The 1,860-nt window shown below is 44.3% G+C and carries 1 protein-coding gene; it reads left to right on the top strand.

The features are described from left to right. The first annotated feature begins 485 nt into the window (after nt 1-485). A complete protein-coding gene (locus DDR33_RS23840; RefSeq protein ID WP_109418315.1) occupies nt 486-1,841 on the top strand; it encodes a methyltransferase RsmF C-terminal domain-like protein in 1,356 nt (451 codons plus the stop codon). The last annotated feature ends 19 nt before the right edge of the window (nt 1,842-1,860 follow it).

The following is a 1,860-nucleotide window of genomic DNA, read 5'->3' as shown; positions in this document are numbered from 1 at the left end:
ACAGGATTACCAAATTGCAGTGTATAATTCAACCAGGAATAACAAATCATCGTGTATAATTAATTCAGGATTTATTCAGTAAGGTGTATAGCCATTCTAGGATAAGACAAGGATAAGACATCTTCCGGGTCGGCTTCGGGACTCCTTTGAGACTTGTTTGGGTCTTCTTTGGGGTTTCTTTGGGTTTTGTCCGAGACTCCTCCGAGATTTCTCCCGGGTTTGTCCGAGATTTCCCGGAAAAAACTCGGACAAATCCCGGATAAATCTGAACGGACGCACGGTAAAAAGGGCCAGCAGTCCCAAAGCAGGGGCGAATCAGACCCGAAGAAAGTACAGGCGAATCAGCGGGACTGGAGACCTTACGTAAGTTATCAGGCATAGATAGTGTTTAATTCAATAAGGGTCAGTTTCACCGATTGCCAATACCCAATATTACCATCAAGTACCAAACCGCGGCCCGTTTATTTATTTGTACTTTTGATCCGATGAGTAATAAATTTCCTTCTGCGCTGCTACGTTCGCTCATTCAGGAGCATGGCATTGAAGAGCATTCTTTTCTCGGAGAGCATGAAAGCAACGGGCAAGTAACCTCCGTGCGCTTAAATCCTTTTAAAAAAATAACCAATTTCAATAACGCACAGCAAATCCCCTGGTGCGGGGATGGCAGATATTTAGAACAAAGACCTTCTTTTATTGCTGATCCTCTTTTTCACGCAGGCTGCTATTATGTACAGGAGGCATCGTCCATGTTCCTCGAGCTAGCGCTGAACTCTTCCACTGATCTCGTTCAGCCGCTGAAAGTCCTCGACCTGTGTGCTGCACCGGGAGGAAAAAGTACTTTATTAGCCTCTCTTATTAACCAGGACAGTCTGCTTGTTTCAAACGAGATCATCAAAAGCAGGGTGCCTGTACTTGCAGACAATCTGACTAAATGGGGAAATTTAAATACAGTTGTAAGCAACAACGATCCCCGGGATTTCAACCGGCTGGAAGGGTATTTTGATGTTATGGTGGTAGATGCTCCCTGTTCCGGCTCAGGCATGTTCAGAAAAGATCCGGCAGCCATTGACGAATGGTCAGAAAACAACGTTCAACTGTGCAGCGAACGTCAGCAAAGAATTCTGGCAGATGCATACAGTGCATTAAAACGGGGAGGAACATTAATTTATTCCACCTGCTCCTATTCATCAGAAGAGAACGAGCAGATTGCCGACTGGCTTTGCGACAATTATCAGTTGAAGACCGTCAGAATCCCTACAGATGAATCATGGGGTATAGTAGAAACAGTGTCAGAGAAGCACAGTTGTTATGGATACCGGTTTTACCCCCATAAGGTAAAAGGAGAAGGGTTTTTCCTTAGCTGTTTCGTCAAACAGGACGGACACGATGCAGAAGCCCCATTTCAGAAGCCACAGAAGCTAAATGCCGCTGACCTTGGCGTTTTGAAGAAATGGATACACGAAGGTGAGATCACTATAATACCTGCAAAAGAGGGTTATTGCGCCATACCGTCTGCATTTCAACATGATATCCGCTTTCTTCAGACAAAATTATATCTGAAAAAATCAGGAGTTTACATTGGTAAAATTGCGGGAAAGGACCTTGTTCCCGACCAGGAACTGGCACAAAGCCTGATACTTCATGATGATATCGCAAAAGTTGAGCTTTCATTAGAGCAGTCTCTGAAGTATCTCAGGAGAGATGTACTCAACCTGCAAGATAGCCCAAAAGGATGGGCGCTTATGTGTTTTGAAGGATTCGGCCTTGGATGGGCTAAAATATTACCAAACCGGGTTAATAACTATTATCCTAAGGAAATGAGAATCCTGAAGGAATTATGAACGTCGATGTTATGGGGGG

Source organism: Pararcticibacter amylolyticus, assembly GCF_003130405.1.
Lineage (GTDB): Bacteria > Bacteroidota > Bacteroidia > Sphingobacteriales > Sphingobacteriaceae > Arcticibacter > Arcticibacter amylolyticus.
Note: the sequence above shows the minus strand (reverse complement) of the source record. Positions and strands in the feature narration are given on the sequence as shown.

Coding starts and splice junctions, on each gene's coding strand:
- DDR33_RS23840 (WP_109418315.1), top strand. CDS start 486: ATGAGTAATAAATTTCCTTCTGCGCTGCTACGTTCGCTCATTCAGGAG.